The sequence below is a fragment of the Bradyrhizobium sp. 956_D2_N1_4 genome, assembly GCF_052076025.1.
Lineage (GTDB): Bacteria > Pseudomonadota > Alphaproteobacteria > Rhizobiales > Xanthobacteraceae > Bradyrhizobium > Bradyrhizobium barranii.
On record NZ_CP197237.1, the window covers coordinates 4,227,069 to 4,248,795 of the forward strand.

General features: G+C 63.9%; 25 protein-coding genes and 2 tRNA genes. 10 read left to right on the forward strand and 17 right to left on the reverse strand.

Annotated elements, in window-relative coordinates; all coding sequences use genetic code 11:
• Window positions 1–43 precede the first annotated feature (43 nt).
• The 3 genes from AB7535_RS20010 to AB7535_RS20020 are packed head-to-tail and all read right to left on the reverse strand — an operon-like array spanning window position 44 to window position 3,162.
• Window positions 44–1,291 carry a metal-dependent hydrolase family protein gene (locus AB7535_RS20010; protein WP_071912731.1) on the reverse strand — a complete coding sequence of 416 codons (1,248 nt, stop codon included), beginning with the start codon at window positions 1,289–1,291 and terminating at the stop codon, window positions 44–46.
• Window positions 1,292–1,303: 12 nt separating this feature from the next.
• Window positions 1,304–1,807: a GAF domain-containing protein gene (locus AB7535_RS20015; RefSeq protein ID WP_071912729.1), complete on the reverse strand. Its 504-nt coding sequence runs from the start codon at window positions 1,805–1,807 to the stop codon at window positions 1,304–1,306.
• Window positions 1,804–3,162 carry an MFS transporter gene (locus tag AB7535_RS20020; RefSeq protein WP_085405381.1) on the reverse strand — a complete coding sequence of 453 codons (1,359 nt, stop codon included), beginning with the start codon at window positions 3,160–3,162 and terminating at the stop codon, window positions 1,804–1,806. Before AB7535_RS20020 ends, AB7535_RS20015 begins: the two co-directional genes overlap by 4 nt.
• A gap of 114 nt (window positions 3,163–3,276) precedes the next feature.
• On the opposite strand from AB7535_RS20020, the gene AB7535_RS20025 reads away from it, so the two are divergent.
• Entirely contained in the window at window positions 3,277–4,200 is a 924-nt protein-coding gene (locus AB7535_RS20025) for a LysR family transcriptional regulator (protein WP_041958437.1), read from the forward strand.
• Window positions 4,201–4,338: 138 nt separating this feature from the next.
• The gene (locus AB7535_RS20030) at window positions 4,339–5,370 is read left to right on the forward strand and encodes an LLM class flavin-dependent oxidoreductase (protein ID WP_085405380.1); all 1,032 of its coding nucleotides are present in this window, start codon (window positions 4,339–4,341) and stop codon (window positions 5,368–5,370) included.
• Between the two features lie 121 nt (window positions 5,371–5,491).
• On the opposite strand, the gene AB7535_RS20035 is transcribed toward AB7535_RS20030, so the two are convergent.
• A tRNA-Tyr gene (locus AB7535_RS20035) sits at window positions 5,492–5,577 on the reverse strand.
• A gap of 206 nt (window positions 5,578–5,783) precedes the next feature.
• On the opposite strand from AB7535_RS20035, the gene rlmB reads away from it, so the two are divergent.
• Complete coding sequence (rlmB, locus tag AB7535_RS20040; protein ID WP_085405379.1) at window positions 5,784–6,614, forward strand: 23S rRNA (guanosine(2251)-2'-O)-methyltransferase RlmB; 831 nt, start codon at window positions 5,784–5,786, stop codon at window positions 6,612–6,614.
• 125 nt (window positions 6,615–6,739) lie between these two features.
• Here the strand turns inward: rlmB and AB7535_RS20045 are convergent, their stop codons facing one another.
• A complete protein-coding gene (locus AB7535_RS20045) occupies window positions 6,740–7,255 on the reverse strand; it encodes a hypothetical protein (protein WP_063982537.1) in 516 nt (171 codons plus the stop codon).
• 56 nt (window positions 7,256–7,311) lie between these two features.
• Entirely contained in the window at window positions 7,312–7,797 is a 486-nt protein-coding gene (locus tag AB7535_RS20050; protein ID WP_071912719.1) for a hypothetical protein, read from the reverse strand.
• A gap of 307 nt (window positions 7,798–8,104) precedes the next feature.
• Between AB7535_RS20050 and AB7535_RS20055 the strand changes: the two genes are divergently transcribed.
• A complete protein-coding gene (locus AB7535_RS20055; RefSeq protein WP_085405378.1) occupies window positions 8,105–8,578 on the forward strand; it encodes a hypothetical protein in 474 nt (157 codons plus the stop codon).
• A gap of 122 nt (window positions 8,579–8,700) precedes the next feature.
• Complete coding sequence (locus AB7535_RS20060; protein WP_085405377.1) at window positions 8,701–9,405, forward strand: hypothetical protein; 705 nt, start codon at window positions 8,701–8,703, stop codon at window positions 9,403–9,405.
• A 99-nt stretch (window positions 9,406–9,504) separates the two neighbouring features.
• Here the strand turns inward: AB7535_RS20060 and AB7535_RS20065 are convergent, their stop codons facing one another.
• Window positions 9,505–9,906, reverse strand: coding sequence for a hypothetical protein (locus AB7535_RS20065; RefSeq protein ID WP_085405376.1), 402 nt, complete (start codon window positions 9,904–9,906; stop codon window positions 9,505–9,507).
• Between the two features lie 357 nt (window positions 9,907–10,263).
• Between AB7535_RS20065 and AB7535_RS20070 the strand changes: the two genes are divergently transcribed.
• Window positions 10,264–10,338: transfer RNA gene (locus tag AB7535_RS20070), tRNA-Thr, on the forward strand.
• Window positions 10,339–10,582: 244 nt separating this feature from the next.
• On the opposite strand, the gene AB7535_RS20075 is transcribed toward AB7535_RS20070, so the two are convergent.
• From AB7535_RS20075 to AB7535_RS20095, 5 genes are all read right to left on the reverse strand, one after another.
• A complete protein-coding gene (locus AB7535_RS20075; RefSeq protein ID WP_085405359.1) occupies window positions 10,583–11,212 on the reverse strand; it encodes a TerC family protein in 630 nt (209 codons plus the stop codon).
• A 115-nt stretch (window positions 11,213–11,327) separates the two neighbouring features.
• On the reverse strand, window positions 11,328–11,699 hold the full coding sequence (locus tag AB7535_RS20080) for a hypothetical protein (RefSeq protein WP_081369447.1): 372 nt from the start codon (window positions 11,697–11,699) through the stop codon (window positions 11,328–11,330).
• A gap of 523 nt (window positions 11,700–12,222) precedes the next feature.
• Entirely contained in the window at window positions 12,223–12,636 is a 414-nt protein-coding gene (locus AB7535_RS20085) for a GFA family protein (protein ID WP_085405567.1), read from the reverse strand.
• A 20-nt stretch (window positions 12,637–12,656) separates the two neighbouring features.
• Window positions 12,657–14,489: an outer membrane protein assembly factor BamB family protein gene (locus tag AB7535_RS20090; protein ID WP_085405566.1), complete on the reverse strand. Its 1,833-nt coding sequence runs from the start codon at window positions 14,487–14,489 to the stop codon at window positions 12,657–12,659.
• A 104-nt stretch (window positions 14,490–14,593) separates the two neighbouring features.
• Entirely contained in the window at window positions 14,594–15,307 is a 714-nt protein-coding gene (locus tag AB7535_RS20095; RefSeq protein ID WP_085405358.1) for a class I SAM-dependent methyltransferase, read from the reverse strand.
• Between the two features lie 87 nt (window positions 15,308–15,394).
• On the opposite strand from AB7535_RS20095, the gene AB7535_RS20100 reads away from it, so the two are divergent.
• Window positions 15,395–16,156, forward strand: coding sequence for a dienelactone hydrolase family protein (locus AB7535_RS20100; RefSeq protein WP_245344275.1), 762 nt, complete (start codon window positions 15,395–15,397; stop codon window positions 16,154–16,156).
• 226 nt (window positions 16,157–16,382) lie between these two features.
• Here AB7535_RS20100 and AB7535_RS20105 read toward each other — a convergent pair whose 3' ends face one another.
• Window positions 16,383–18,080, reverse strand: coding sequence for a methyl-accepting chemotaxis protein (locus tag AB7535_RS20105; RefSeq protein ID WP_085405356.1), 1,698 nt, complete (start codon window positions 18,078–18,080; stop codon window positions 16,383–16,385).
• 218 nt (window positions 18,081–18,298) lie between these two features.
• Between AB7535_RS20105 and AB7535_RS20110 the strand changes: the two genes are divergently transcribed.
• Window positions 18,299–18,517, forward strand: a complete 219-nt coding sequence (locus tag AB7535_RS20110; protein ID WP_041958446.1) for a hypothetical protein — start codon at window positions 18,299–18,301, stop codon at window positions 18,515–18,517.
• 3 nt (window positions 18,518–18,520) lie between these two features.
• On the opposite strand, the gene AB7535_RS20115 is transcribed toward AB7535_RS20110, so the two are convergent.
• Window positions 18,521–18,685 carry a hypothetical protein gene (locus AB7535_RS20115; protein WP_014494368.1) on the reverse strand — a complete coding sequence of 55 codons (165 nt, stop codon included), beginning with the start codon at window positions 18,683–18,685 and terminating at the stop codon, window positions 18,521–18,523.
• A 102-nt stretch (window positions 18,686–18,787) separates the two neighbouring features.
• Here AB7535_RS20115 and AB7535_RS20120 point away from each other — a divergent pair, with 102 nt between their 5' ends.
• Window positions 18,788–19,177, forward strand: coding sequence for a hypothetical protein (locus AB7535_RS20120; protein ID WP_063982526.1), 390 nt, complete (start codon window positions 18,788–18,790; stop codon window positions 19,175–19,177).
• Window positions 19,178–19,473: 296 nt separating this feature from the next.
• Window positions 19,474–19,728 carry a hypothetical protein gene (locus tag AB7535_RS20125; protein WP_014494365.1) on the forward strand — a complete coding sequence of 85 codons (255 nt, stop codon included), beginning with the start codon at window positions 19,474–19,476 and terminating at the stop codon, window positions 19,726–19,728.
• Between the two features lie 33 nt (window positions 19,729–19,761).
• Here the strand turns inward: AB7535_RS20125 and AB7535_RS20130 are convergent, their stop codons facing one another.
• From AB7535_RS20130 to AB7535_RS20140, 3 genes are all read right to left on the reverse strand, one after another.
• Window positions 19,762–20,004 (reverse strand): DUF6719 family protein, encoded by a 243-nt coding sequence (locus tag AB7535_RS20130; protein WP_038935984.1) that lies wholly within the window; start codon window positions 20,002–20,004, stop codon window positions 19,762–19,764.
• A 251-nt stretch (window positions 20,005–20,255) separates the two neighbouring features.
• A complete protein-coding gene (locus tag AB7535_RS20135) occupies window positions 20,256–20,966 on the reverse strand; it encodes an outer membrane protein (protein WP_085405565.1) in 711 nt (236 codons plus the stop codon).
• Between the two features lie 286 nt (window positions 20,967–21,252).
• Complete coding sequence (locus tag AB7535_RS20140; RefSeq protein WP_187388016.1) at window positions 21,253–21,687, reverse strand: hypothetical protein; 435 nt, start codon at window positions 21,685–21,687, stop codon at window positions 21,253–21,255.
• Window positions 21,688–21,727: the final 40 nt, after the last annotated feature.

Genomic DNA, 21,727 nt, shown 5'->3' on the forward strand with positions numbered 1-21,727 from the left:
GTTTTCCTAACGCGAACCGGTATCCTCTTCGCTCGAAAACGCTTTAGGCGTTCAGCCGGTCGAACTGGACCTTGCCTGCCTTCATCACCATCGGGATGTGCTCGCCCTGGCCGAGCAGGCAGGCCACATCGCGCAGCGGGTTGCCGTCGACCACGAGCAGGTCCGCAATAGCGTCGGGCGCGATCCGACCGAGCTTGCCCTCCATGCCGAGCACTTCGGCGCCGATCAAAGTCGCGCTGGCGATGACGGAGCGCGCTCCCAGAATTTCGGCGCGAATGCGGAATTCGTCGCTCTGGAGGCGTTGAGAAGCTCCAAGCAGATCACTGCCAAATCCCATCTTTACCCCGGCGTCGCGATAGATCGCGAGCGAACGCAGACCGGCGTCGCGGACATCGGCGATCTTGGCCACGCTCTCCGGCGGCAGGCCGTATTGGGCGCCCTCGTTGGCCAGCGCCTCGTAGGTGACGAGGGTCGGCACCACATAGGCACCCTTTTCGGCCATCAGGCGCGCGGTCGGAGCATCGACCAGATTGCCATGCTCGATGGTGCGCACGCCGCAGCGAACGGCGCGTTCGATGGCGGCAGCGGTGTAGGCGTGGGCGAGCACGTAGGTCTGGCGCCCGCGCGCCTCCTCGACGATGGCGCGGATCTCGTCCTCGGAGTAGCCGAAGGCGCCGACCGGATCGGTCGGTGAAGCGACGCCGCCGGACGCCATGATCTTGATCTGGTCGGCGCCCATCTGGAGCTCCTCGCGTGCCGCCCTGCGCACGCCATCGACGCCGTCGGCAACGCGCGCCAGCGCCCCGACACGCACGCAGCAGGGACACGGGGCGTCGCTCGCGAGGTAATCCGAGCGCGCCCGCATATCACCGTGGCCGCCGGTCTGGCTGAGCGCACGGCCGGAGACGAACAGCCGCGGCCCGTCGGTCAGGCCGGTCTCGATCGCCTGCTTCAGCGCATGGCCGGCGCCGCCGGCGTCGCGGACGGTGGTAAAGCCACGCCGCAGCATGCCGCGCAGCAGCAGCGTCGAGCGCAGCGTCACCAGCACGTTCGGCATGTGCACCTGCTGCGCCAGGTTGAGCTCAACGGCGATGGCGTGCACATGCAGGTCGATCAGGCCGGGCATCAGCGTCCTGCCCTTGAGATCGATGGTGCGATCGGCGGTGGCCTGGATCGGCCGGTCCGAGACCTCCTTGATCAGGCTGTCTTCGACCAGCACATCATGGCCTGCCAGCAATTCCGCCTGGAGCGGATCGAGTAGCGCGGCGTTCTTGAAGAGGATGCTGGACATCGCGGAATCCTGTCAGAAGTCGGCCGGCGCAAGCAGCGCCGGCAAGGTGAGCTGGGCAAAGGGAAGGCACGCGGCGATATCGTCCTCGCCATACCAGCCCGCCTCGTGAAGCAGATTGAGCGAGCCGAGCGTACGGCCGCGCCAGCGCACGGGCATGTTGAGCACGCTCGCGCAGCCGAGCGAGGCGATCAGCTCGTGGTCGGAGAACACCTTGCGCAGATCGTCCCGCGTTCGGCCGATATAGGCCTCGCCGCGGTCGAGCACGGCCTCGGTCCACGGGCCCGGCGCGAGGCGCTTGCGTCCGCCGGTCGGATACGGACCGGGAAGATTGGAATAGACCCGCGCGGCTTCGCCGCTGTCGCCGTCGTAGGTCAGGATCGTGAACAGCTTGTGCCCGATCGCCGACTTCACGGCTTCGTCGAGTGCCGCGAACAGTGCATCCGGCTGATCCGCCCTGCTCTGCGCCGCCGCGACGGCGCAGAGCCAGGGATCAGCGGTAACTTTCGTCCGCGTCATGCAACTTCACCCGCCGCGATCTCTTCCAGCGAGCGGCCGCGCGTCGGCACGCCCATCAGCACGACGGTGACTGCCCCGAGCAGCAGCACAGTGGTGGTGACCCCGAATACGCCGGCGAAGCCGAAATTCGGATAGAGATAGCCGACCAGGATCGGCGAGACGATCGCGCCGATGCGACCGATTGCGGAGGCGAGCCCGGCCCCCGTGGTCCTGACCGGCGTCGGGAATACTTCGGCGGTATAGGCATAGACGCCCGCATAGGTGCCGTTCATGAACAGGGACAGGAAGATCCCCGCCGCCATGATCTGCTGGTCGCTTTGCGCGAAGGCGAGCCCGAGCGCGCTGGCACCGCCGAGCACCATGTAGGTCGCGATCGTCGCCTGCCGCCCGATGCGCTCGTTGAAATACGCGGCGCTGAAATAACCGGGGATCTGCGCGCAATAGATCGCGATCGAATAGGCGAAGCTCTTGGTAATGCTCATCCCGTTCTGGACCAGCAGGCCGGGGATCCAGACGAAGAAGGAATAATAGCTGAAGGTGATCGCCAGCCACATGATCCAGGTCATGATGGTGATGCGCGCCTGGCGGCCGGCGAGCAGCGCCGCGAAATTGGCGAGCAGCGTTCCGGTAGCTCCGGCCGGCGCCGTCGCTTCGACGACCGGCTGCGGCAGGACATGGCCCGCGCGCGCAAAGCCTGCCTCGATCCCGTCGAGGACGGCTTCGGCTTCCTTCTCCCGTCCCCGGCTTTCGAGCCAGCGCGGCGATTCCGGCAGCGCCCGGCGCCACCACAGCAGCATGACGACCGGCACCGCTGTGATCACCAGCACGATGCGCCAGCCGTTCTCGTAGGCGGGAACGATGAAGTAGCCGAGCAAGGCTGCGGCGACGAAGCCGAAGGAGAAGAAGCCGGCGAGTGCGCCGGTAAAGCTGCCGCGATAACGCCGCGCGACGAACTCCGCGAGATAGGGCGCGATGATCGCGCTCTCCGCGCCGGTCCCCATGCCGGCGACAACGCGGGCAGCAAAGAAGGACGGCCAGGTATCGACCATCGCGCTCACGATCGATGCCGCGCAGTAAAGCGCCAGCGCCGACATCATCACCGCGCGGCGCCCGATCAGGTCACCGAGCGTACCGGCGAACAACGCGCCGAACAGGAAGCCGATATAGGTGCTGCTGCCGAGCACGCCGATCTGCACGCTCGACAGGTTCCAGGCAGTGCGCAGCACAGGCAGGATGAACGCCAGAACGGCTGCGTCCATCGCGTCGAATGCGTAGCCGAGCCCGCCCATCAACAGCAGATGCGTGTGGAAACGCGCGAATGGAAGGCGCTCGATGCGCGCCGAGATCATCGACATGAAAGTCCCCTCAGTCTTGGCGGCCCGGCGCTCCGCGTGTCCCTTGGGGAACCATAGACAAAGTGACATTATCGTCATAATTTATAATCATGATCTAATATATCACCATGGTGAATGTTTGTGTCGTTCCGCGCGCTCGACCTCAACCTCCTGAAAGTCTTCGAGGCGCTGATGACCGAAGGCAGCGTCACGCGCGCGGCGAGCGCGCTGACGATGACGCAGCCCGCGGTCAGCAACGCACTCGCACGCCTGCGCGACGCGCTCGGCGATCCCCTGTTCGTCCGATCAGGCACCGGGATTCGTCCGACCCAGCGCGCCGTGGTGCTGTGGGAACCGATCGGCGAGGCGCTGGAAAGCGTCCGTGGCGCGCTCGACGAGCAGGTGTTCGATCCCGCCCGCGCGCAGACCGAGTTCAGCCTGTCGATGTCGGACTACGTCGCCTCGCTAGTGATGCCGAACCTCCTCGGTCATCTCGGCAAGGTCGCGCCCAAGGCGCGCATCCACACCGTGCCCAACACCATTTTGGAGATCGCCGACCAGCTCGAGGACAACAGGGTCGATTGCGTGCTGAGCGTCTATGTCAATGAGGCGCAACAGCCGGCCGCCATTCGCTCGCGCTCGCTGTGGACCGTCGACTACGCCTGCTTCATGCGGCGCGGCCATCCGCTCGCGGCGATGAAGCGGCTGAGCACGCGCAGCTTCCTCAACGCGGGACACGTGGATGTGAGCCTCGCCGGCAAGACCTTGCCGTCCTACGATCTTTTCCTCGCCTCGCGCGGGCTGTCGCGCAATCTGGTCGCGACCGTCAATCATTACAGCGCCGCCTACGAGGTCGTGCGTCAGTCCGACCTGATCGCCGTGCTGCCGAGCGATCTGCGCTCGCAATCCCGGCACGCGCCGTTCCTGCACGCCATGCCGCTGCCACTCAAGGCACCGCCGCGCATCGTCAGCCTGTTCTGGCACCAGCGCAACGACACCGTACCGGCGCAGCGCTGGCTGCGCGAGACCCTGGTGGAGATGTTCGCCAGGTCCGATTGATCCCGCCGGCGCGGTGAAAAACTGGAAACCATGCCTTTCCCGGAGCAGCATTGTCGAAGCGGCCTCCACGCCCTAGCTGCACAGTAAACAATTTCCCACATGCGGGCGCCGCTCGCGCCCCCCTCAGAGACCTGATCGATGACCCCACCGCTTCAATTCGGACTGGATACCTTTGGCGACGTCACCAGGGACGCCACCGGCGCCATGCTTGCGCACGCGCAGGTGATCCGCAATGTCGTCGACGAAGCCGTGCTGGCCGACGAGCTCGGCCTCGACTTCATCGGCCTCGGCGAGCACCACCGTGCCGATTTCGCGATCTCCTCGCCCGAGACCGTGCTCGCCGCGATCGCGTCGCGCACCAGGCGCATCCATCTCGGCTCGGCCGTGACGGTGCTGAGCTCGGACGACCCCATTCGCGTGTTCCAGCGCTTTGCGACTCTGGATGCGCTCTCCAACGGACGTGCCGAGGTGATCCTCGGCCGCGGCTCCTTCACCGAGTCCTTTCCGCTGTTCGGCTTCGACCTGCGCGCTTACGAGGCGCTGTTCGAGGAGAAGCTCGACCTGTTCACGGCACTCTTGTCGCAGCAGCCGGTGACCTGGGAGGGCAAGCTGCGTCCGCCGCTGAAAGATCAACTGGTCTATCCGCCGGTCGAGAATGGCCGGCTTAAGACCTGGATCGGCGTCGGCGGCAGCCCGCAATCGGTGGTGCGCGCCGCGCATTACGACCTGCCCCTGATGCTCGCGATCATCGGCGGCGATCCCACGCGCTTTGCGCCTTACGTCGATCTCTATCACCGCGCCTTCAAGGAGTTCGGTCGCCCGGCACAGGCGATCGGCGTGCACTCGCCTGGCTACGTCGCCGAGACGGACGAACAGGCGCGCGAAGAGCTGTGGCCCGACTACAAGGCGATGCGCGACCGGATCGGCAAGGAGCGCGGCTGGCCGCCGATGGGCCGCGACGAGTTCGTCAATGAGGCCGAGCACGGCTCGCTCTATGTCGGCTCGCCGGAAACCGTCGCGCGCAAGATCGCCAAGACCGCAAAGGCGCTTGGCATTTCGCGCTTCCAGCTGAAATATTCGGCGGGGCCTTTGCCGCACGAGAAGCTGATGAAAAGCATCGAGCTTTACGGGCGGAAAGTGGTGCCGATCGTCAGGGAGATGATGGGGTGACTTACGCTCTGGGCCAGTCCGCCTGCGCCCTCCCGGCTACGGCGTGACAGCCTTCGCTAGCTTCGCGTGACGGTGATTTGGTCTGGCTTGCCCAGCCGTAGCTCGCGAAGCGAGCGAAGGCTGGTGGGGGAGGCAGGACTCGAACCTGCGAAGCCATGAGGCGGCTGATTTACAGTCAGCTCCCTTTGCCACTCGGGACACTCCCCCGCTCGACGGCAGCACAATCGGGCCGGACCTTGCCGGCGACCGAAGACGGCCATGGAACGTGAAGGCCGCGACAGCCCGGATGGGGGCGCGACCGGGCGCGTTTATGGGCGATGCGGTGGGGCAAAGTCAACCGAGGCGAACAGCTAAAATCGCCCCCGAAGCCACCCAAATTGCCATATTCCGGGACCCGTGACACAAGCGAGCCCATGAAGGATCGAAAATTCACCCCAAGGGGCCCCCGCGGCGGGGCTAAGCCCTTCAACAGGCCCGGAAAATCAGCCGGCCGGCCGGCCTGGCGCGACCGCGATTCGCAGTCCGACGGACCGGTCATCCTCTATGGCTGGCACACCGTGACCATGGCGCTGGCCAACCCTCAGCGGCAGATCCGCAAGCTGACGCTGACCGAGAACGCCGCAAAGCGGCTTGCGGACGAGAACATCGCGACCCGCGTCGCGCCCGAGATCGTCCGGCCCCAGGAGATCGACCGCCTGCTGTCGCCCGACGCCGTGCACCAGGGCCTGCTGGCCGAGGCCGACGCCCTGCCCTCGCCCGACATCGAGACCCTGGACCAGGAAGGCATGGTGCTGGTGCTCGACCAGATCACCGATCCGCACAATGTCGGCGCCATCCTGCGCTCCGCAGCGGCTTTCGCGGTGAAGGCGATCGTCACCACGGCACGGCACAGCCCCGAGGCAACCGGCGTGCTGGCCAAGGCCGCCTCCGGTGCTCTCGAGCTGGTGCCAATGGTGACCGTGCAGAACCTCGCCCGAGCGCTGACCGCGCTGAACGAGCGCGGCTTCCAGACCGTTGGGCTGGACAGCGAAGGCAGCGAGGACCTCTCGAACGTCACGCTGCGCGAGCCGCTCGCGCTGGTGCTTGGTGCCGAAGGCAAGGGCCTGCGGCAACTGACCCGCGAGACATGCAGCGTCGTGGCGCGGCTCGACATGCCCGGCGAGATCAAGAGCCTCAACGTCTCCAACGCCGCCGTGCTCTCGCTCTATGTCGGCGCGAGCCGTCTCGGGCTGATGAAGCGGTAGAGCGTTTTCGAGCGAATTGGATACCGCTTCGCGTCAAGAAAACGCGTCAAACTAAGAATCCAAACAACAAAACGCCCATCCGCATCGCGCGGACGGGCGCTTCGTCAACTCAACCAATCAAACGATCAGTAATAGCGGCGCAGCACGCGGTGGCCGCCGTAATACGGCGCGCGGTGGGCGTAGCCGTAGCGCGGACCGTAGCCGTAGTGCGTGCGCGGCAGATAGCCGTAGCGCGGGCCATAGCCGTAGCGATACGGACGGTAGTACGGGCGCTGATAGGGATAGGCGGCGGCGGCACGATAGCCATAGCCGTTGCCGTAGCCATAACCACGGCCGTAGCCGTAGTTGGCGGGCGCGACGACTGCGTCCTCACGATAGGTCGGGTACGGCGCGAATGCGCCCGGTCCGGTGTAGGTCGGCCCCTGGTTGACGTAGTAATACTGCGTGGCTGGCTCGGCGAGGTGCTCAAAGCCCCATCCGCCATAACCCGGGCCATAGCCCCAGCTACCGCAACCCGTGTTGCAGCCGCTATAGACCGGCGCAACCGGTGCGCACGTGCTGAAGCCGCAAGCCGCGGCGGGCGCGGTGGCGACGAACATCACGGCAGCCGCCGCAACCAGTCCCGAAATCATCTGACGCATTACTCTCTCCTGTTGATTTTCGTATCTTGGATTTTTTCTTGAATTTTTGACGTTTCTTAAGTTGGCGGCCTTCCGGGCGCCTGTGCATGCGGCCGCGGCCGAGGACGCCGCGGACGGTCGTTGATCTCAGGCGCAAAGATCACCGGCGGCGGATTGACGGGCACGTCCATCTGCGGCGGCAGCGGCGCCGATTGCACACCCCAGCTCTGGTGATAGCTCTCGGCGGGCCTGGGCAATTTGCGGTTGGCGGGCGGCTCGACCTCGAGCCGGCCGTAGCCCGGCCGCAAGCCCATGGTCGGATAATAATGGCCGACGTCCTCGGGCTGCCGCTCGGCGATGTAGCGCCCGCCATAGATGGTCGGCTGCACCTGGACGTTCTTGCCGAGGCCCCAGACCCCCTCGACCACGCTGTAGGACGCGTCGATGTTGTCGATGATGATGGGCACGCCCGGGCGGCCGGGAACGACGATATCGAAGCCGCCGCCGGCAAACGCCGTCGCGGGCAATCCGATCAGAAAGGCGGCGAGCGCGAGAGCGCGCATGGAAGGATCCCGGTTTATCCGACGCTCAACCTATCCGATCGCCACGCGGAGAAGGTTAAGGCCCGCTCACCAATTTCCGGTAAGCCTAACGTGCAAGGGTCGATAGCGGCTCAAATGCCGCAAGCTGCGCTAGCGAAGCGTTAACGGGACACAAACCCGCCGCACATGCTGGATCGCACGAGGTTGCGTGGCACAAACTGTACATCCTCGGCGGGCTCACGTCGATGTGACCCCACATGCGAGAAGCCGCGGAACGACTGCCGGATGGCGCGCTTAGCACAGGTCTCAACAACATGGAGCAAATGCCATGACGAGCCTGAAGCTTCTTGGCTTGGCCGCGATCGTCGCGTCCACGCTGGCAACACCGGCCTTCGCGCAAACGACAGTCGACAATTCGGGCCGCTGCACGGGGCTCTTCCAGGATCCCAATTGCCAGAATCTCACCCCCGGCAATCCCACCACCGATCGCGCCTATCGGCGCCGGCACATGGCCCGCGGCCAAGTGAATCCGGATGACGGAACTCGATCGGGCTTCTGGCCGGTCGACACCGCAGGCGCCGTTGCTGGCGCCGCCGTCGGCACCGCGGCAGCCGTTGCATCCGCGCCGTTCCGCGGCTGGGACAATTCCTACGCCTATGACAATTCCGGTGGATATGCCGGCGGCCGTAGCGAAATGGGCTGGTACGGCAATTGGGATACCTATGCGGCCCGCAACGGCATCGTTTGCCGGCCCGGGACCTGGTACAAGGGAGCGGACGGCCTCCAGCACATCTGCCAGTAACACCGCACAAGTCGGGTGAAGAGGATCAGGCGGCCCTACGGGCCGCCTGTTTCATGGCGGCGAAACGCACCTCTGGAAGCATGGAATGCCGAAAAGTTCACTTCGCGGATATGAGGTGACACATGAAACGACTACCCGGCACCGCCGGCATCGTCCTAGCCTCCGCAACACTGCTCGCCCTGACCGGCGCCGCGCACGCGGTCGATCACGGCAAGGCCGCCAGTGACTACGGTTTTGCGAACGCCTCCCTCGAACTCTATTGTAAGGGTATCCTGACCGTGGCCGATGCGAAGGAGAAAGCCAAGCTCGACCGGATGTACCGAAACAATTCACGCTGGAAAAAGGACTACGCCGAGGGTTACGACTACATCGCCAATCGTGAGCGGCGCGACATGTCCAGTCTCTGGTCGATCTGTGTCGATGCAGCCTCACGACAAAAGTGGTTAAGGATCGCCCCGGAGGTACGGGTCATCCTGCAAGACTACGCCGACGGAAAACTTAAAGAAAACGAAGCGCAGGAACAATTGAACCAGAAGAATGCGACCTTGTTGGCCGTTCCTGCGACCGAAGAAGCATCCGACGTGGAAAGCACCAAGATCAGTCTGGCAATCAGGATCGCGTTGTACGAATCGGTCTGCGAGATCAAGCTGTCCCCGGCTGTCGAGCAGGCCAAGGAGCTATTGCTGAAAAACGTCGGCAAGAAAATAGTGATGATAGGCAGCGCCGCTATCATCGGGTCGTGGAACGGCGACAAGGCTGCGATGGCCAAGTGGTGCGCTGGCGCTCCCAAGACGCTGCGCATGATCGAAGAGGGTATGAAGCCATGAAGTTTGCCCTCACCCTCCGTCACCATTCTCGCTCTGCCCTGCAATGCGCAGGCACAAAAAAGGTCGCTAGTGCTTTAGCGCGGCGCGTTCGCTATCATCTTAGCGACCCTTTCCCTTCATGATCTCGTCTATCATCATGAGCGTATCTTTATACGCTTGATCCATCACCGGGCGGCAAGTGCCCTCGAATTGATCACGCAACACTTTGATGTTGTCGCACTTGCGCGACATCTCGTTTGTCATCTTGTCGTTGGCGACCGTAGCCAAGGCTCCAACCGCTTCTTTGGAAACGCCAGCCTGCGCACCTATGCGAATGCTGCGACCGTGCAACACGCCTGCTGCAGTCTTGAGTTTGCCGAGCAAAGGGTCGCTTGGGTCTTTTTGCTCACGACAGACCGCATCAATAGTCGCGTAATTCGCGCAGTTGATTGCATCGTCAAGAGGCGCCGCGTGAGCGTCGGCGGCCGCGAGTGCAGCGGCGACGGCGAGAAAGCGTTTCATGTCTCGTCCTCACTCCAAAGGGACGTGTTTGGTTCCGAGACCGCGCAAGGCTTCGACAGCTTTGGAGCACCATTCGTTTTGTCAGCTTTAGTCTTCCAAGAATCGGTTGACGGTTGCGTCGACGATCATCCGTTCTTTTGGTCTGACATCCCTCGCCCGTACCTCCAACGGGGGCAGTCTGGTTTCCGGCTCTACACATTTTCTGCCAGGCGGCGGTGCGGAGAAGAGCGCAAGCCAGTCAGACTAGACCTACACCCCGACTGCGGCTATATCGACGCAAACGCTGCCCGACCGTGCACCCCAACGTGCCGACTGGACAAGTTTCTTCTCGTTAACTGCTTATAATTGTTTGGTTTTGCCGGCTTAGCTCAGCGGTAGAGCAGCGGTTTTGTAAACCGAAGGTCGGGGGTTCAATCCCCTCAGCCGGCACCAGCGCTTAGCTTGTTTTATTTCGATGTCCCTCAACCGGGCGCGGCGTTGTATCCTTAGTTGTTTTCATTCCCGGGGCTGGCTTTGCTCTAACCTAATTTTTTTGACCGGCGTCGACAGACTTTGGACAGGGCCGCCCCACAAAGGCGGCCCTTTCTTCTGCGGGCTTCACACCCCATCTGCAGCCTATGCGTACCGCGTTCGAATTCTGCCTGACGACCTAGGATACCTAGGGTGAAACAGCATCTCATATCGACGCAACGTTGATGACATCCAACGTCCCGCGAAAGATCATGTCACCCGCCACATAAAGGATGACGGCGAGACCGACGTAAGCAATCCATCGATAAGTTTGCAGAAGGCGCGCAATGAAAGAAGCGGCCACGCCCATCATCGCGATGGAAAGCCCCAGGCCGAAAATCAAGATCATCGGATGCTCGCGTGCTGCCCCTGCCACGGCCAGAACGTTGTCGAGAGACATGGAAACGTCGGCCACGACAATCTGCCAACTCGCTTGAGCGAGTGTTTTGCGAGCTTTGCTGCCTGCAATTGCTCCAGCGGCGTCCATCGCACCTGTTGGCTCTGTGGAGGATGTGCGCAACTCTCGCCACATTTTCCAGCATACCCACAACAACAGGATCCCGCCGGCGAGCAAGAGGCCGACGATCTGGAGGATTTGCGTCGCCAACCCGGCGAGTAAGACGCGCAGTATCGTCGCGGCAACAATACCGATCAAAATCGCCTTGCCTCGTTGCGCCTCAGGAAGTCCGGCTGAAGCAAGACCGATGACGATGGCGTTATCGCCAGCAAGCACCAGGTCGATCAGAACGATCTGCAAGAATACGCTAAGGACATCTGTATCGAAATAATCAGGCACGGGTCATGTCCCCGCCGCGGGGGAATGGGCAGCTGCAAGCGAGATCGCATACGTCTATCGGATCGGTTGACCGATACCTGCCACCAAGAAACGGGGGTCCTAACGCCGCCGGTTATCAGGGGCTAGCGCTATCGCCTAGAGCCGCGTCCGAATGTAGTCTGACCGGTTGCTCGAAAAGAAGTGCCACTTGATCTGGTTCGCCAAGAATCGCGGCGGCACAACCCAACATGGTCAATGCCCCGGCAACATCCCATAGCGTTACATTTTCTAATGTCGCATTTCCCGACTTTGCCCAAGCCAAGACCGCAGTGATCATCGCGTCTGAGAAAAATAGAATACTGAGCGCTGGCAAGACGAGCTGGGAATCCAGCAGGAGTATCATCAAGAATGCAGGAGCTGCGACCAGTATGCTCAACACCGCGCATGTGCAAAATGCTTGCCGCCAAGAAGCATTCCTGTTTGTCCAACTTGCACGAGAAAGGATCATTTGATCCTCCTGCATAGGAGCATTTTTTAGCGCCACTCACCTGCTGAACTACTCTGGTCTAGCTGATCGTTTTCCGACGTCTCCCCATCAATGTTTTGTCCTATGCCGCTGACTCTCAATTAACGTAAGAATGCCAGCGGTCACCACGGCAATAACGACGACGGCTGCCAGCGCCTCGACAGAGGCCAAGGTCCCGTACCACTTGTTCCAAAGCTCAATCACGTGCTGGCTTCTCGCGAGAGTGCACCCACGATCGACAAGATCTGCTCTCCAAGAAGAACGAACTGGGCGATCAAAAAAGCAATGCTACTCATCGTCGCGCGGTTTTTCACCGCGCGGCAAGGTGACTTATGTGGCAAGTCTAAGCTGACCTTCATTGCTGAACCGGAACTAAGAACCTAGCGTTCCCACAGCGAACGGGAACGCGCACCACATGCCCAGCGCTGTGGTCAAGCTTCGTAGATCCCCTTGAAGGTCGGGGGTTCAATCCCCTCAGCCGGCAACAGCGCTTGAGGCGGAAACCTCAGCTTGCATTCTTCGGCGCACTGCTTTGCTGAAAGTGCTCCGCACCGTTGATTTCGACCCAGCCATGTTTCGACTGCTCGAAAACCGATCTTAGCGGAGCCGGGAAATTCGGGTCCGCCATCGCGCCGACGGCGACGCCGATCATCCCTGGCAGATTGTCCGCCTTCCAATAGACCGTCGAACCGCAATGGGTGCAAAAATAGCTGCGGACCTTGCCGCCGCTCGCGGCCTTGCGAACGTATTCGCTTGGGGTCCCCGAGCTCGTGACGGCCTCAGCCGCGTAGAAGGCACCGACGCCGAAGGGCGCACCGGTTCGGCGCTGGCAGTCCATGCAGTGACAAGCAACGACCGCGCGGGATGGCCCCGCGAGCGACAATGCAACGGCGCCACAACTGCATCGGGCATCGATCATCGCGCCTCCGAACGTCGCGCTCACTCCGTCCCCACCTCGAACGCCAGCAGCACGTTGCCGGCGACGCCGCTCCATTGGCCGTAGCCGGAATTGGTGTAGAGCATGCCGCCGGCGATGACCGGTCCGGGACCGTCGATCGCGCCGCCATGGGCGGGGACGCCGTTGACGGCCTTGTAATCCTGCGCGGTATCGAACTCCCAGAGCAGCTTGCCGTCGCTGGCATAGGCCCGCAGGAAGCCGCTGACGCCGCCGGAGAACACGACGCCGGGGATCAGGCTCACCGCCGCCGAAAGCGCGGGGCTGCATTGGAGACGATCGCCACAGGCGACAGGAGGCACCTCCATCACGACTGTCCCGCTGGCGAGATCGAGGCCGAACAGGCCGCCGCCTTGCGTGGAGTCGAGACGTCTGGTGCCGTCACGCAGGAAACGCACGTCGGAGTTAGCGACATAGATGCGATCCTGATCGGCGGCCGAGCCCCATTCGCTGCCGCCAAGCGCACCGCCCTTCCCGATCCGCGTCTGCCACAGGATCTTGCCGCCGTCGTCGGGATCGAGCCCGTGCACGACGCCGGATTTCTGTGCGATGGCAAGAACGCGCCTGCCGTCGCGCAGGGTTACCAGGATCGGCGACTGGCCGAAATCGTGGTCGGGTCCGTGATCCTCGGGACAATTGGTCTTGTCCACGCCGTAGCATGCCACGACATAAGCGTCCTTCGGCGTGGCCTGCTGGCTCCAGAGCAGCTTTCCCGTCGCAAGATCGAAGGCGAGAATCGCGTCACTCGTCGCGGATGGCGGATTCGAATAGGAATTGCTGGTCGCGACATAGATCGCGCCGCGCTTCACATCGATCGTCGGCGCCGACCAGATCGCGGCACCGGACGGGCCGAACAGCTGCACGCCCTTCGCGTTCTTGTCGGTCGGATGCGGCACTTCGGGGATCGTATAGGCTTGCCAGACCGGCTTGCCGGTCGCGGCCTCCAGCGCCACCACGCTGCCGCGGAAGGTGCAGCATTCGTAAGAGGCTTGCGAGCCGGCGGCCTCCTCAAGCGAGGACACCGGCACGTAGAGAACGCCGGAATGCAGCACCGGCGCGCCGGTAATGCGCGCGGCCGGATGCTCCTCGACCTTCGTCTTCCAGATCAGCGCCCCCGTCAGCGCGTTCACGGCATAGGCGTTGGCACGCAAATCGCCGAAGAAGATCGCGAACTGATCGGAGCCGGGAAGCGGCGCGACCGTGATCGCGGCGCGCACCGCCGCATCGATCGCGAACGTCCACAGCGTGCAGCCGGTTCGCGCGTCGAGCGCATGTACCTTGCGGTCGGTGCCGCCGATGAACAGCAGGCCGCCCATGATCGTCGGCGGCGCAAAGGACACCGAGGCGCCGGGAAACGCGTAGGCCCATTTCAGCCGCAGGCGCGGCACCTGCGCCGCGGTCAGCCCCGCCATGTCGGCCGGCTGGAAGCGGCTGTTGTTGAGATCGACGCCCCACCCGTTCCAGCGTGGACCGTCGAGCGGTTGCGGAAAGCCGCTGATCTGCTGCGTGCAGCGGCCCTGCGCGTCGGATGCGCTGTTGATTGCGGCCTTGCCGGTGACGAAAGCAGCAATCGCGCGACGCTCGTCGTCGCTACGCTCCTTCGCCATCGCGGCCATGCTGCCGGAGGTCAGCGTCCCCAGCACGTGATCGAACGACATCGCCTGCATGGCGCCGCGCGCGGGCGCGCGGTTCTGGGCATCGCCGGCATCGTGACATTGCGCGCAGTGGGTGGCGTAGAGCGCGGCGCCGTCCTGCTGCGCCAGTGCCGGCGTGGAGCACCAGATCAACAGAGCCGCTACGGCAAAACTCGGCCTCATGGCGTTCTCCGGCATCGTCGACACGCGACCCAAAGATCGCGTCACACAACCTGAAGTGTATCGCCAGTGCGGTCACGGACGCAATGGAGTTCCGCCTGCGTCCGTCACATCGCTGTGGCCGTGCGGATACGATCGGGCAGTTCATCCAGACGCCATAGGGCAAGGCTCTTGTCGCGCCAGCCGCCGCCGCCCTCCTCGCAACGCTCGTTGATCAGCGCGCGCGGCGCGGGCCAGTTGAATGGTGCCTTCTCCATGTTCAGCGCGCGCCAATCGCCATCCGCGCAATCGCGATTTGCATCCCATTCGGGAAATGTCGTGACCAGCAGGAAGCCCGCGCCGCTCTGGGCAAAGCGGGCAACGGCGCGGGCGATGTTGTCGAAGCTCAAATGAACCAGGCAGTCCCGGCACAGGATGACATCCGCGCGCGGCAGCGCGTCGCGCGTGACGTCGGCAACGAGAAACCGGCCAGACCAATCGCCGCCGGCCACACGCCGGCGATTGGTCTCGATCAGCGACGGCACGATGTCGATGCCGGTGTAGTCGAGGTCGAGCTTGATGCGGCCGATCCAGCCGGCATCGCCGCAGGGCGCATCGAGCAGCGAGCTCGCGCCGAGCCGTTGCAGCAGGGGAGGAAGCTCCTCCCGGATCGCAGCGGTCGCCGGGTCCTCCGAGCCGAGGCCCGAGACGGATGTGGCCGCGCCCCACAGGTTGGTCTGCTCGATCCGCTCGAACCGCGCGGCGAGATCGAGGCCGTCAAAGTTCTCGCGGTCCGCAACGAAGCGCTCATGGGCGAGCACGGGTGGACGATTGGTGATCATCGGGCGGGACTCGCGTCAAGATTCCGTCGCAAGCACACTATACAGCCGACGCGTCGCCTCCGAAATCTCCCTGGCGCGAGTTCGCTGATGATTACCCGACGAACGGCCATGACCGGCATCGCCGCGCTGCTGACGTCTATCCCTGCACACGGTGCACCAGGCGAACAGTTCAGCGTCACCTCCGGCAATGACAGCCTGCCCGTATCGCGTTACGCGGCGACGGTGGCCGGGAAGCGCCCTGCCGTGATCGTGCTGCACGGGTCCCGCGGCATCGAGCTTAGGCTCCGCGCCTACGAGCGATATGCCGATGCGCTGTCCGCCAAGGGCATCGACGTCTATTTTCTCCGCTATATGACACCGGCCGATACGGCCGCGCTGACGCCGAAGTCCAGCACGCATGAGAGCCGCGATGCCTATGACACGACGCGGTTCGACGATTGGGCCAACACGGTCTCCGCCACCGTGACGGCCATCCTGGGCCGGTCCGACAGTTCCGGGCGCATCGTCCTGCTCGGCTTCTCGCTGGGCGGCTACGTCGCCGCCGACACCGCCGCGCGGGACACGCGTATCACCGCGCTCGCGGTGCTCTATGGCGGCATGCCCGACGCTATGGCCGCCAAGGTCAAGCACCTGCCGCCCCTGATCGCATTGCATGGCGAGGCGGACAGGAACGTGCCGGTCGCGAAGGGACGGCAACTGGTCGAGCTCGGCAAGTCGGTCGGCGCCGAGGCCGAATTCGTGCCCTATCCAGGCAAAGCCCACGGCTTTGATTTCTCCGACACCGACCCGATGACATCCGATGCGATCGATCGCGTCACACGGTTCTTCCAGCCAAGGCTCGCCGCCTGATCGAGGCGGGTCACGAAGATGGCTCCTGACCGCAGATTGGACCGAAGTTCAACATGAGGTAGCATGCAGGCCGCATGCGCTCGACTACCAGCAAAGAGAAGGCCAAAATCGTTGCCGGCGCCGTGACGGCCGTCGTCATGACGGCCATGCTGTTGGTGTTCGCGCTCGGCCTCTTGCTTCCGCATTAGGCGCGGTGAGCGCGGCGGACGAGTGCCGCCGCACACACTTACGCCGCGCGCACGGTCCGCAAGAATTTTCCGACTTCGTCCTTCAGCCGGTTGCTGTCGGTCGCCAGCATCTTGGCGGTCGAAAGCACCTGCGAGGACGCCGAGCCGGTCTCGGCCGCGCCGCGCTGCACGTCGGTGATGTTGGTGGAGACCTGCTGGGTGCCGTGAGCGGCCTGCTGTACGTTGCGCGAGATCTCCTGGGTCGCGGCGCCCTGCTCCTCGACGGCCGCGGCAATGGTGGACGACACCTCCGACAGCCGCTCGATCGTCGCGGAGATGTCGCGGATCGCGTTGACGGATTCCTGGGTCGCGGTCTGGATGCCGGAAATCTGCTGGCTGATCTCGCCGGTCGCCTTCGCGGTCTGCTCGGCCAGCGTCTTCACCTCGGAGGCGACGACCGCGAAGCCGCGGCCAGCCTCGCCGGCACGTGCCGCCTCGATCGTGGCGTTCAGCGCGAGCAGGTTGGTCTGGCCGGCAATGGTGTTGATCAGCTCGACGACATCGCCGATCCGCGTCGCCGCGATCGAGAGCTCGCTGACCCGCTCGGTCGTGGTGCGCGCCTGGGTGACGGCCTCGCCCGCCATCCGCGCGGATTCCTGCACCTGCCGGCTGATCTCGTTGACCGAGGACGACAGCTCCTCCGTGGCGGTCGCGACCGACTGCACGTTGCCGGTGGCTTCACCCGAAGCGACCGCGACCACCGAGGTCAGCTCCTGCGCGCGCTGCGCGGTGGTGGCTAGCGTCGAGGACGACGCTTCGAGCTCGGTGGACGCCGAGCCCACCGTCTCGATGATCTCGCCGACCGCGCGTTCGAAGCCGTCGGCCAGGTTGACCATGTCACGGCGGCGCTGCTCGGCAGCCTGCTTCTCGATCTCGAGCTGCGCAGCCTTGAGACGTTCGACCTCGAGCGCGTTGGTCTTGAAGACTTCGACGGTCCTGGCCATGTCGCCGATCTCGTCGCTCCGGTCCTTCTCGGGCACCTCGGTCTTGAGATCGTTGCGGGCGAGACCCTCCATGGCGAGCTTGAGCCGGGCGATCGGCCGGGACATCGCATTGAGGCCGATGAACAGCGCGATCGCGATGCCGACGATCAGGCCGCCGGCGCTGACTCCGATCACGGTCCAGGTCGCGGACCTGGCGTCGCGGTTGATGGCTTCCTTGCGGTTGCTGACCGCCTGTGCGGACTCGGTCACGAACTGGACGATGCGTGCGAGCGCCGCGTCCAGCACCGGATCGCACTCCTTGTGCGCACGTTCGGCGGCCTTGGCATTCTCCTCCACGCTGCTTGCCTGCGCGCCGGCCTGAAGTACCGGATCGCAGCTGGCGAACGCGGCCTTCAGCTGGTCCCCGATGCTCTTGACCTGGCTGGCGCGCGACGGGTCGTCCTGCACGGCCGCATCGAGGTACTGGCCGATTTCGCTGCGGTTCTGGTTGGCGATCTTGAGACGGCCAGCGTTGCCCGCCTCCGTCGCTTCGGTGAAGACCGCATAGAGCGCGGCATGATAGGTCTCGGCGCGGCGCTGGGCCCGCGTCAGGTTGAGCGCCGAGGATTGCGCGGCGGAGAGTTCGGCAAATCCGTCGACGGTCGCCGAAAGTTCGCGCGCCGCGAAGCCGGCGACGGCAAGCATCGCGCATCCCATCACCGCCACGATCAGCGCGACCTTCCACACGATTTTCAGATTGTTCAGAAAGCTCATAACAGCCGCCCCAATGCTTCTGCCGACGCATAATCCCAGCAACGGGCATTGGAACCGGCGGACGTTAAGATTTGATGCCAAATCCCCCGAGTAGTCTTACGGAAAAATAACTATTCGGGGGGTCGGCGTAAGCCTCGTGTAAGCTTCTGCCTGTTTTGGGGGCGTGATCCGGACATGACCGGCCGGAACCGGTCGCCGGCGTCAGCCGTTGTCGGCCCATGCGGATCAAGGAAGAAAACCGAAACATGTTTCTGCTGGCGACAGTGACGCTGTGCTGTGTCGCGGTGGCCGGCACCGTTGCGCTGTTCGAACTGGCACCAGGGCCGGCTCCGGCAACGCAGGTCGCCGAACGCGCGGCGATCGACGTTACGGCGCCGACACCGGTCCGGGTGGTGGGCGCGCCGTTCGAGCCCAACATCAACCCGCGCGAGCGATAGCGCTCACGTCGGCGATGCCTCTGTGCCCGCCTCGGGCCGGCCTTGAGCCCGCGCCAATTCCTCCACGAACGCGATCACCTCGGCCCGCTTGTCGGGCGGCAGCGACAAGAACGCACGGACCAGCCTCAGGCCCTGCGCTTCGTCCGACTGGTCGGATTTGACGTCCATTCCCCACTGTCGGGCGGTCGGGAAAAATATGCAATCCCCAGCCGGACACCTCCTTGATTCGGCCGGCTAGCTTTGCTGGAATAGCTCCAACAGAGGTGGACCATGAAGTGGATCAGCGAGCGCGACGCACTGATCGCGCAGACAATGGCCTTCGTCCAATCGGTAACCGGCAAGAAGGGTGACTTCCATCCGCCGGAGAGACCGACGGCTGCACCGGACGTGCCGGTGGGGACCGTCACCGTCGAGACCGTGGCGGTCGAGACATTGGCGGTCGAGATCAAGCCGCCGCCAGTCCCGCTCGCCCCGCCCGTCATGATCCCGCCAGCACGGACAAGCGGCGATTTCCGTTCCGAGATGCAGGCCCGCATCGCCAATTTCCGCAAGCATCAGGAGCGATTCGAGCGTGAGCGGGAGGAGTATTGCGCGGCGACCCTGACCAGGCTCCGCGCGGCCATTCGCGACCCCTCCCTCCGTCCGCCAGCCGAAAACTAAGGCCGACGGTCGATCAGACACCTACAGCCAGGACCAAACCAACCAGAGATTGGCCGCACAGGCGCTGAGCAATCCCAGCGTCAGTGGCAGCAGCATGTGCCCGCAGCAGGTCTTGAGGTCGGTCGTCATGGCCGAAAACATCCGCTGATTCCGGCAAATGAGTCCCAGGGATTCTTTTTTTTGGGATTCAGGACTCGTTAAAGACTCAGGGTCCACGGCTCCGATCACGCCCCCGTAATCGTCCCGGAACCCCCTGCCCCATGAAGCCGTTAACGCGCTTTCCGGGAGCGGGAAGAATGCCCTACGCCCTGTTCTGCAACGACGCCCAAATCAGCAAGGCCTATCCCAGCGAGGCCGACGTCTGGCAGCTCGCGCAGCAAAGCGGCCTCGTCGTGGATGTCAGCACCGACGACCAGCGCCACGGGCCGCGCCGGGTCCTGGACAATGATTACGAGATCAAGCCCTGCCGGGCCGCCCAGGGCGAGGACCCCGCCAGGAACAAGGCCGAGGCCGAACAGCAGTCGAGGATGGAGCTTGCGCTGAATTCCTGAGGTTAGACCCAGGGTATCTCAGGATGGGATCTCTCAGGGGGTCGCGGTCGCCAGCGAGGCCTGCTCGCCCGCCAGCACCACGCAGGCCTTGCGACGGTGCAGCCCGCGGATCGCGCCCGTTACCTTCAGCACCTTACCGGATGGGCAGGAAGCGTCCTTGACGAAGGCCACCTCATAGGGTGCCAGCATCAGAGGCTCGGATTTGAGGATTGTCTGTGCAGCGCACGGCAGGGAGATGAAGCACGAGAGCACTACTGCCGACACAAAGATACGCATGTCCGTCGTCCCACCAGCCCGGTAATTCTCATATAACGCCTTCCGGAGCGCGAGTTCCGTAGGCGGCAAAAATTATTTTTGCTTTACGCCAGTCCCATGACGCGCGTGAGAACGCGCGCCCCAGACCATTTGCTTGCAAATGACGCGCCAGATGGTTCACGCAAAGCAAACAACAGGCAGGCAAACAAGGGCCTGGCAAACGAAAGGCCGGCGTGAGCCGGCCCTTGTCAGGTCGTGGTCGCTGTTGAGCGTCAGTAGCGCGAGGCTGCCGGCCCGCCCCAGCCGAAGCGGTAGTTCACACCGACCTTGACGGTATGCTCGTCCTCCCGGCCCCGGACGCCGACGACGTCGGCCGGACCGGAGGTGAAGGTCGTGCTGCCAAAGTTGTAATACTGATACTCGGCCTTGGCCGACCAGCTCGGTGCGAACATGTATTCGAGGCCGGCACCGACAGTATAGCCGTCCTTGTTGTTGCCAGTGGCGGTGAAGGGCTGCGCCACGCCGGCGACATTGACGCCGAGGCCGCCATTACGCCAGGCGTAACCGCCCTTGGCATAGACCAGCGCCGGTCCCCAGGTGTAGCCGATGCGGCCGGTCACCGACCCGAGCTGGTCGGTGTTGGACGTCACCTGTGTCCCCAGCGGGAACGTGACACCGTTGTTGTTGGTCGGCAGCCAGGAATATTGGGCCTCGATGCCCACCACCCAATTGGGCGCGAACTGGTAGTCGAAGCCGCCCTGCACGCCGCCCAGGAAACGGGCGTCGCTCGACTGGAAGCTGCTGTCACCGGCGAACGCGCCGCCGACATGGCCGCCGATGTAGAAACCGGTCCAGTTGTAGATCACCTGCGGCGGCGTATAGGCGGGCGCCTTGGTATAGGTGCGCGGCTGCATGTCGGCCGCAGCGGCCGGTGCGACCAGCGCCAGCAGAGCGGCTGCTGCGCCCAGCAAAATCGTCTTCATGATCATCCCCGTTCTTTCAAATTCGACACTCAGGAAACAACGTGGCGTGAATTAGGTTGCTTCGCGGCGATGCCGGAACGTTGATCGTCTGTAACTGTGACGGGGTGGCAACAACGCGATTTGTTCCGTCACACCTGCTTGCACCGACTGTTTTCGTCGTCTGCGCAAGGCGGGCTGTAACGATCTGTCGCAAGGCAAACCAGCCCCGTTCAAAGCTCGCCAAATTGTGATCCAGCGGCTCCGGCGGCCTCTGTCCTAGCACCTGCCGATGAAGGCCGGCTTTGCGCTACCGCGCCATCTTTTCCAGTTCCGGAAAGGGTGCGTAAACCGCACCGGCGCAGAGCTCGCCGGCGCGATCGACGATGCGGTCGCCCCGCCCGTTGACGAAGACGGCGGCCCGTTCGCGCATGCCCTTGTAGCTGCCGTCGGTCTCGCGTGGCGTGAAGTGCAGGCAGGCGACGTAGAACTGCCGTCCGCCGATCTCGCGCAGCACCGGATCGGCCATGGTGGCCTCGCGCACACCGACGGGATTGTTGAGGTAAGCGCGCATCAAGGCCAGCGTGTCACTGCGAAAATTGTCGGGAAACGGCTGCGGCCCTCCCGCCTGGGTCCCCTCCATCAGGGATGGACGATCACCGTCGCTGCCGAAACATGCCGCGAGCGCCAGCGGCAAGACCAGAACCAACGCCAAGATCACCGCACGCTTCGCCAACCGCCCCACAGGCCACGCTCTCCGCTCGATCAGACTCGGAGGATGTTCT